This is a genomic window from Burkholderia sp. Ax-1720 (genome assembly GCF_011753035.1).
Lineage (GTDB): Bacteria > Pseudomonadota > Gammaproteobacteria > Burkholderiales > Burkholderiaceae > Burkholderia > Burkholderia gladioli.
Map to the genome: position 1 here is coordinate 1 of NZ_VWWK01000239.1, position 8,467 is coordinate 8,467.

Consider the following 8,467-nt stretch of genomic DNA (forward strand, 5'->3'; position numbering starts at 1 on the left):
GCCGAGGCCGCCGCCTTCGCCGACACGACGCGCCTGGCCGGCTGCCCCGACGACGACGACGCGCGCCGCGTGCTGCTCGACCACGAGCGCCACTTCGCCTTCCTCGCCGAGCTCGCCGTGCAGGCGCGCGAGGCCGTGCACGACGAGCTGCGCCTGCATGTCGAGGTGCGCGCCTCCTACATGGGCGTGCTGCCCGCCGCCCTGCTCGCGCCCTGGGTGCTGCTCGGCGCGGACCTGTACCACGAGGCGGCACGCGACGCCGCGCGCGGCTGGCCGACGCTGTGGATCGGCGACCGGATCCGCCGCGACGTCGATTTCGCCGGCGACAACACGCTGCGCTGCGCGCTCTGGCAGGCGGACCTGGCCGCCCCGCTCGACGCATTGCTGCGGCGCGCCTGGCCCGCCCACGCGATCCGGATCGAGGCCCTGCCCGCGCCGCTCGCCAGCGATTTCCCGATTCCCGACCCCGCTGATCCCGGCGCCCATCCGGCCGCCAAGGAAACGACATGACCGACACGCTTGCCGTCCTGCCCGATACCGACAACGACATCCGCTGGCCGATGCCGGTCGATGCGCTGATGTCGAACGACTACGCGCTGCGCGAGGAGGCGCTGAACCGCCTCTACGAGAAGGCCAAGGCCTCCCAGTGGGACGTCGCCAGCGACGTCGACTGGAGCCATGCGCTCGACCCGGCCAACCCGCTCGGCATGCCCGACCCGACGCTGCTGATCTACGGCTCCGAGCTGTGGGCCAAGCTGTCGGACCACGACAAGCGCGAGGTCCGGCATCACGCGCAGGGCTGGCTGCTCTCGCAGATCCTGCACGGCGAGCAGGCCGCGCTGATCTGCGCCTCGAAGCTGGCCTCGGCCGAGGACGGCCTGTCGGCGCGCCTGTGCGCGGCCGCCCAGGTGATGGACGAGGCGCGCCACGTGGAGGCCTACGCGAAGCTGGTCGAGAAGCTCGACGTGCGCTACCCGATGAGCCGCTCGCTGCACGCGCTGCTGCAGGACACCATCACCAGCAACCAGCTCGACATGACCAACCTCGGCATGCAGGTGCTGGTGGAGGGCATTGCGCTGTCGATCTTCCAGAGCGTGGTGGCCTACAGCGCCGATCCGTTCATCAAGGACCTGTTCCAGCGCATCCAGCGCGACGAGTCGCGCCACTTCGCGGTGGGCCGCATCACCCTGTGCCGCGTCTATGCCGAGATGGACGGCACCGAGCGGCGCGAGCGCGAGCAGTTCGTCTGCGAGGGCGCCTCGGTGCTCTACGAGCATCTGTGCGCCGACGACATCTGGGAACCGATGGGCCTGTCCAAGCGCGAATGCAGCGCGATGGTGCGCGAGTCGCCGGTATCGAGCTCGATCCGCCGCTCGATCTTTCGGCGCCTGGTGCCGACCATCCGCGAGATGGGCCTGCTCTCGCCGGCCGTGCAGGACACCTTCGCCAAGCTCAACGTCCTCGACTACGCGGCCATGCCGCTCAACAACTGACCATGACGACGCCCCTGACTTCCGTTTCCGGCGCGGCCGATTTCTGGACCGGCGTCGAGGCCTGCGCCTACGAGCTGCCGGGCGAGCCCGTCGACATCGAGCAATGGGCCGCCGAGCGCGACTACCCGGCGCAGCGGGCCGCCACGATCGCGCGCTCGGGCAGCCGCTACTTCCACATGGCGCTCGACATCGGCGAGACCGAGCTGGCCATCGCGGCGGTCGGCAAGCTGATCGAGACGGCCGGCATCGCCGCCGCCGACATCGGCGCGATCGTGCACGTGCATACCCAGCCCTTCAGCGTGCCGCCGGCGCCGCGCAGCCTGCCGCACGAGGTGGCCTCGCATCACGGCATCGCGCCGCTGTGGCTCGGCTCGGTGGCGCAGCTCGCCTGCGTGTCGGTGGCCGCCGGCGTCGAGGTGGTGCGTGCGCTGATGCGCAAGCATCCGACGCTCGACGCGGCGGTGATCGTCTCCTCGGACCGCGTCTACGGCGAGGATTACCGCATGCGCCAGGTCAGCGGCGTGCAATGCGACGGCGCCGCCGCGATGCTGCTCACCCGCAACTGCCGGCGCAACCGGCTCGGCGGCATCGCGATGGAGACCAATGCCAAGTGGTGGCGCGGCTCCGACACGGTGAGCAAGAACGAGGCCGACATGATCGCGCTGGAATGGCCCTACACGCGGCGCGTGCTCGACGCGGCCGTGGCGCTCGAGGCGCATCCGCTGGAGGCCTATGGCCTGCTGCTGCCGCACAACGCCGACATGGCGGGCTGGTATTCGCTGTGCCGCGCGATGCGCATCGCGCCCGAGCGGCTGCACGCGGCCAACATCCTGGCGCACGGCCATGCCTGCTGCTCGGATTTCGCGATCAACCTGGCCGACGCCGGACTCGACGCGCTGGCGCGCGGCGAGCGCGTGCTTGGCGCGATGCAGTCGAACTGTGGCGCCTACGCGGCCGTCACGCTCCACCCGGTGGGCCGCCATGACGCCTGAACGCTCGCCGGGCGCCGCCCCGGCCGACGACTACGGCTTCGTCGCCGAGCTGCGCACGCCCTGCTACGTCTACGACCCGGAAGTGGCGATCGCGCGCTACCGGCAACTGAAGGCGCGGCTCGGCACGCGGCTGATCGTGTCGCTGAAGGCGAACCCGAACCAGGACCTGCTGGCGCGCAGCGCGCATGCCTACGAGGACGGCGTCGAGCTGGCCAGCCGCGGCGAGCTCGACATCGTGATCGGCCGCATCAAGGCGCCGCGCTACCTCAACAACCCCTCGATGGACGAGACCCTGATGCGCGCCGGGCTCGCCTCGCGCTGCCACTTCGTGCTCGACAACCTCGACGCGGTGGCGCGCTTCGTGCCGCTGGCCAGGGAGGCCCGCGCCGGCGGTGCCGAGGTGGGGCGCCTGCTGCTGCGCCTGAACGCGGGCGCGCTGGCCGGCGTGCACTCGCGCGCCAACTGGCACGACCATTTCGGCATGACGCCGAACGAGGCCCACCGGGCGGTGCTCGCGCTGAAGGCGGCCGGCTTGCCGGTGGCCGGGTTGCATGTGTTCTCCGGCCCGCACAGCTTCGCGCGCGCCGGCGCCGCCGCGCCGGACACGCTCGGGCTGCCGGACGCGCTGGCGGCGCTGGCGCGCGACCTGGCCGGCGCGAACGGCGCGGCGCTCGAATCGCTGAGCCTGGGCGGCGGGTTCGCCGAGGACGCGGCCAGCCACGACGCAGGCGAGGCAAACGAGGCAAACGACGCAAACCCAGCCGACGGAGCCGCCCGGCCGGCCTCCGGCGCGGGCGAGGATCGCCACGCCGAGGCCTTCGCGCGCTATCGCGAGGCGATCGCGCCGCTGGCCGGCAACTGGTCGCTGGCCCACGAATCGGGCCGCGCGATCTTCGCCGACTGCGGCCTGTTCGTGACGCGCGTGGTGGCCGTCAAGCACTGGGCCGATCGCAGCATCGCGGTCTGCGACGGCGGCCTCAGCCATGCCTTCCTGCTCGCGCAGACCGAGGCCGTGATGAAGAAGCTGGCCGCGCCGGTGCTGGTGCGCCAGGGCCGCGGCAGTGACGGCAACGGCAGCGGCGGCGGCAAGCCGCGCGGCGTGCCGACCTTCTATGTCGGCAGCACCTGCAGCCGCGCCGACGTGATCGGCCGCGACGACCACGGCGCGCCGCCGGTGCCGGGCGACCTGGCGGTGTTCCCGCGCTGCGGCGCCTATCACCGCAGCTATTCGATGGCGCATTTCCTGTCGCACGACGCGGCGCACGTCTACGTGCGCGCGGCCTGAACCCCGAACCCGAGACTGAGAGGACCGCCCATGAATGCCATGATCCGCCTGGTCGACCTGCTCGACGACGGCGCCCGCCGCTGGCCCGGCCATCTCGCCTACGCCGACGGCACGCGCGACGTCAGCTATGTCCAGCTGCTGCGCGCGGTCGATCGCGCGGCGGCCGTGCTGGCCTCGCTCGGCGTCGCGGCGGGCGAGCGCGTCGCGATCTACGCGCCCAAGCAGTACGAGACGGTGGTGGCGATCCTCGCCGTCAACGCGCTCGGCGCGATCTTCGTCCCCATCAATCCGCAACTGAAGGAGGCGCAGGTCGAGCACATCGTGGCCGACAGCGGCGCGAGCCTGTTCGTGACCGGCGCGCAGCGCATCCGCCGCCTGCCGGTGATCGCCGCGCGGGTGGGCGCCGGACGCGTGCTGCTGATGGAAACGCTGGCCGAGGCGCTGGCGGCCGCGCCCGACGACGCGCTCGCCGAAGTCCCCGCCGAACGCGCGCCGAACGCGATCGACGACGACCCGGCCGCCCTGCTCTACACCTCGGGCTCGACCGGCAAGCCCAAGGGCGTGGTGGTCTCGCAGCGCAACCTCGTGTCGGGCGCCACCAGCGTGGCCGCCTACCAGCAGCTCGACGCCAGCGACGTGATCCTCGGCGTGCTGCCGCTGAGCTTCGACGCGGGCCTCTCGCAGCTCGGCAGCGCGCTGGCCGCGGGCGCCTGCTACACGCCGCTGGACTTCCTGCAGCCGGCCGAGGTGCCGCGCTACTGCGACGCGCGCGGCGTGACCTCGATCACCGGCGTGCCGCCGCTCTGGATGCAGCTCGAGCCGGCCGCCTGGAGCGATTCGGCGCGCCGGCGGATCCGCCGCTTCGCCAATACCGGCGGCCATCTCGCCACGCCGCTGCTGCACCGGCTGCAGGCGCTGTTCCCGAACGCCCGGCCCTACCTGATGTACGGCCTCACCGAGGCCTTCCGCTCGACCTACCTGCCGCCGTCCGAGGTGGCCGCGCGGCCGGCCTCGATCGGCAAGGCGGTGCCGAACGCCGAGATCCTGGTGCTGCGCCCCGACGGCAGCGAATGCGAGGCCGACGAGCCCGGCGAGCTGGTGCACCGCGGTGCCTTCGTCACGCTCGGCTACTGGAACCAGCCCGAGCTGACCGCGCAGCGCTTCCGGCCGCTGCCGCAGCGCCACGGCCAGGTGCCGCGCCCCGGCGTGGCGGTCTGGTCGGGCGACATCGTGCGGCGCGACGCCGAGGGCTACCTGTACTTCGTGGCGCGCGGCGACGACATGATCAAGACCTCGGGCTATCGCGTCAGCCCCACCGAGGTCGAGGACCTGCTGTTCGCGCTGCCGCACGTGCGCGAGGCGGCCGTCTACGGCGTGCCGCATCCCACCCTGGGCGAGGCGATCATGGCCTCGGTGGTCTCCACGCTCGAGCCCGACGACTGCCGCGCCGACATCCTGCGCGCCTGCCGCGACGCGCTGCCCACCTACATGGTGCCGCTCGCCATCGAGCAGCAGGCCGAGCTGCCGCGCAACCCGAACGGCAAGATCGACCGGCCGACCCTGAAGGCCCGGCACCGCGACGCATTCAATCCCCGGAATCTGGAGGAGTCACCCGCATGACCCTGCCGACGCTCGAAGCAACCCGCCAGGCCGCGCCGGCGGCGCTGGCCGCCGACACCAACACGCTCGCGCTCTACGGCGGCGTGGTGGTGCTGCCGCCGGCCACGCCGTTCAACGCGATCCAGGCGCAGGAACGCCATCCCGGCTACCGCCACCTGCTGCTGCCGCAGGCGCGTTTCGCGCGGCCGCGCGGACACGGCGCGCTGACGGCCGACGAGAGCGAGCGCCTCGCGCCGGGCGGCCGCCCCGCGCTGCGCATCGCGCCGGCCGGGCGCAGCCTGTCCGAACTGGCCGCCGATGCCGCGCTCGACCTGCGCGACCAGCTCGGCTCGGAACTGCTGACCCGCACCACCCACCTGATCCTGGCCAGCAGCGCGCTCAACGAGACGATCGGCGATTCGGTGGTCGGCCGCCTGCAATACGACCTCGGCCTGCAAGGCGTGATGCCGCTCGCGCTCGGCCAGAACGGCACGCTCGGCTGGTACGGCGCGCTGTCGCTGCTGGGCGGGCTGCTCGGCCCGGACGACCAGGCCCTGGTGATCCTCGGCGACAAGTGGCTCTATCCGTTCTTCCGCCAGTTCGGCGAGCTGGTGGGCTACAGCGACGCGGCCGCGGCCCTGCTGGTGCGACGCGGCACCCAGGTGCCGGAGCATGCCGAGCTCACCGCCTGGGGCAGCATCGGCGGCCTCGCGCTCGAATTCGGCGAGGCCATCGCCGATCCCTGGAACACCGCGCCCGAGGCGCTCGGCGATGCGCTGGTGCCGATCGCGGCACGCGCCATCCGCGGCGCGCTGAACGCGGCCGGGCGCGAGCCGGCCAGCATCGACTGGTGCGTGCCGCCCGGCTTCGGGCCGGCCTTCGCGATGCGGGTGGCCGACGCGGTGGGCGTGCCCTGCGCGCGGCGCGTGCAGCACGAGGTGACGGGCCATCTGTCCTCGGCCGAATCGGCGGCCTCGCTGATCCGGCTGGCCGCCTCGCTCGACGAGGACGAGCAGCGTAGCGTGCTGGTCTGGGACGCGGCGCTGCACGGCGCGGCCGCCGCGGCCGTCTGCGACGTGAGGGGCGGCTTCGAGGCCGCCCTCGATATCGAGGGAGACCTGCAATGACGAGCGCCTACAAGGTGAGCCTGCGCGAGCTGCGCTTCTTCCTCTGGGAGTTGTTCGAGGCCGACCGCCGCTTCCTGGAAACCGGCCCCTATGCCTCGCACAGCCGCGCCGACGTCGACGCGCTGCTGTCACGCGCGCGCGACTTCGCGCTCGACCTGGGCCGCAGCTACCAGCCCTCGGACGTCGAGGGCTGCACGCTGGAGGACGGCCAGGTGCGCATCCCCTCGCATTTCCACGCGCTGTGGGCGCGCTTTCGCGACGAGTGGGCCGGCACCCTGTTCGGCTCCGCCCAGGGGCTGCCGCCGATCGTCACGCAGATGATCTACGAGATGTTCATGGGCGCGAACCCCTCGTTCATGACCTACGGCGGCTTCACGCGGCCGGCCGTCAAGCTGCTGCAGATGCACGGCACGCCGCACCAGAAGACCCTGATCGCGCCGCTCGAGGCCTATCGCTGGGATGCCTGCTTCTGCGCGACCGAGCCGCAGGCCGGCACCGACCTGACCGCGGTGGCGCTGCGCGCCCGGCCGCTCGAGGGCGACCTGTACGCGCTCGAGGGCGAGAAGGTCTATATCTCGGCCGGCATGCACGAGCTGACCGAGAACACGCTGTACTTCGTGCTGGGCCGCATCGATACCGCCTCGCCAGACTCCTTCTCGCTGTCCTGCCTGGTGGTGCCGCGCTTCTGGCCCGACGAGGACAGCGGCGAGCTGCTGCCGAACCACGTCGAATGCATCGGCCTGCCGCGCAAGATGGGCCTGAAGGGCTGCGCCAACACGCACCTGGTGTTCGGCAGCGGCGGCACCACGCGCGGCTGGCTGCTCGGCGGACGCCGCAACGTCGGGCTGCTGCAGCTGATGCCGCTGATGAACCAGGCGCGCATGAGCACCGGCATGTTCGGCGTGGGCGTGGCCTCCAGCGCCTACCTGCACGCCGTCGACTACGCGGGCCGCCGCCTGCAGGGCCGCCCGATCGAGCGAGCCTCGAACACCAGCGCCGCGCGCGTGGCGATCATCGAGCACGCCGACGTGCAGCGCATGCTGATCGACATGAAGAGCCGCGTCGACGGCTGCCGCGGCCTGCTCGGCAAGCTGGCCGCCACCGCGACCCGCGCCGCGATGCTGGAAGCCACCCCGGGCGCCGATCCCGACGAGATCGAACGGCACCGCAAGCTGCAACTGCTGCTCACGCCGGTCTGCAAGGCCTTCATCTCGGACCAGGCCTGGCGCATCTGCGAGACCGCGATCCAGGTGCACGGCGGGCTCGGCTATACCGACGCGAGCCCGGTCGAGCAGAACGCGCGCGACGTGAAGATCCTGTCGATCTGGGAAGGCACCAACTACATCCAGGCGCAGGACCTGGTGCGCGACAAGCTCGGCTTCGGCCGCCATTCGCGGCTGATCCAGTACTACCGCGACGAACTCGACGTGTTCCTGGTGCAGCAGCACGGCCCCGACACGCCGGCCGAGCTGCGCCCGCTGTTCGACGCGCTGCGTGCCGGCGCCGACGCGATCGCCGCCTCGCTCGACGAGATCGCGCGCGACGTGCAGGACGGCCACACGCATCGCAGCAGCCAGTTCTACACGCGCTTCCTGGAGATGTTCGGGGTAGTGACCTCGGCCTGGGTGCTGCTCGAATCGGCCTGCATCGCCGCGCGCCGGCTGGCCGCGATCGACGCCGGCATGGAGCCGGCCGAGGCGGCCTTCTATCGCGGCAAGCTCAAGAGCGCGCGCTACTACTTCGCCAACGTGCTGCCGGTGGTGCACCAGCACGCGGCCGTGCTGGCGACGATGGACCACGCGGCGATCGCGGTCAGCAGCGACGAACTGGTACAGGCGGACTGAGATGGCCACCCCACTCGACAGTCCCGACACGCCCGACTCGCCCACCGCCGTGCCCGCCGGCGAAGCCGCGCCCGCCGAGGCGCCGCGCAACCTGCTGGGCCGCCCGGCCACGCGCCACCGCGGCACC

The 8,467-nt window shown here is 72.3% G+C and carries 7 protein-coding genes; all 7 read left to right on the forward strand.

The features are described 5' to 3' along the window. On the forward strand, nt 1-510 hold a 510-nt coding region (locus F3J18_RS33760; RefSeq protein ID WP_166916438.1), incomplete at its 5' end, for a hypothetical protein. Then, nucleotides 507-1,493 carry a ferritin-like domain-containing protein gene (locus F3J18_RS33765; RefSeq protein ID WP_025101061.1) on the forward strand — a complete coding sequence of 329 codons (987 nt, stop codon included), beginning with the start codon at nt 507-509 and terminating at the stop codon, nt 1,491-1,493. The genes F3J18_RS33760 and F3J18_RS33765, both read left to right, overlap by 4 nt. Before the next feature lie 2 nt (nt 1,494-1,495). After that, nucleotides 1,496-2,485 (forward strand): 3-oxoacyl-ACP synthase, encoded by a 990-nt coding sequence (locus F3J18_RS33770; protein WP_029951202.1) that lies wholly within the window; start codon nt 1,496-1,498, stop codon nt 2,483-2,485. After that, complete coding sequence (locus tag F3J18_RS33775) at nt 2,475-3,770, forward strand: PLP-dependent decarboxylase (protein WP_166916440.1); 1,296 nt, start codon at nt 2,475-2,477, stop codon at nt 3,768-3,770. The genes F3J18_RS33770 and F3J18_RS33775 overlap by 11 nt, the downstream gene beginning before the upstream one ends. A 30-nt stretch (nt 3,771-3,800) precedes the next feature. Next, nucleotides 3,801-5,390, forward strand: coding sequence for an acyl-CoA ligase (AMP-forming), exosortase A system-associated (locus F3J18_RS33780; protein ID WP_166916441.1), 1,590 nt, complete (start codon nt 3,801-3,803; stop codon nt 5,388-5,390). Further along, the gene (locus tag F3J18_RS33785) at nt 5,387-6,496 is read left to right on the forward strand and encodes a hypothetical protein (protein WP_166916443.1); all 1,110 of its coding nucleotides are present in this window, start codon (nt 5,387-5,389) and stop codon (nt 6,494-6,496) included. Before F3J18_RS33780 ends, F3J18_RS33785 begins: the two co-directional genes overlap by 4 nt. Further along, nucleotides 6,493-8,340, forward strand: coding sequence for an acyl-CoA dehydrogenase (locus tag F3J18_RS33790; RefSeq protein ID WP_025101066.1), 1,848 nt, complete (start codon nt 6,493-6,495; stop codon nt 8,338-8,340). The genes F3J18_RS33785 and F3J18_RS33790 overlap by 4 nt, the downstream gene beginning before the upstream one ends. Nucleotides 8,341-8,467 lie beyond the last annotated feature (127 nt).

What these genes read in the sequence shown, in the direction of transcription:
- F3J18_RS33785 (WP_166916443.1), top strand. Translation starts at nt 5,387, where the DNA reads ATGACCCTGCCGACGCTCGAAGCAACCCGCCAGGCCGCGCCGGCGGCG.
- F3J18_RS33775 (WP_166916440.1), top strand. Translation starts at nt 2,475, where the DNA reads ATGACGCCTGAACGCTCGCCGGGCGCCGCCCCGGCCGACGACTACGGC.
- F3J18_RS33765 (WP_025101061.1), top strand. Translation starts at nt 507, where the DNA reads ATGACCGACACGCTTGCCGTCCTGCCCGATACCGACAACGACATCCGC.
- F3J18_RS33780 (WP_166916441.1), top strand. Translation starts at nt 3,801, where the DNA reads ATGAATGCCATGATCCGCCTGGTCGACCTGCTCGACGACGGCGCCCGC.
- F3J18_RS33790 (WP_025101066.1), top strand. Translation starts at nt 6,493, where the DNA reads ATGACGAGCGCCTACAAGGTGAGCCTGCGCGAGCTGCGCTTCTTCCTC.
- F3J18_RS33770 (WP_029951202.1), top strand. Translation starts at nt 1,496, where the DNA reads ATGACGACGCCCCTGACTTCCGTTTCCGGCGCGGCCGATTTCTGGACC.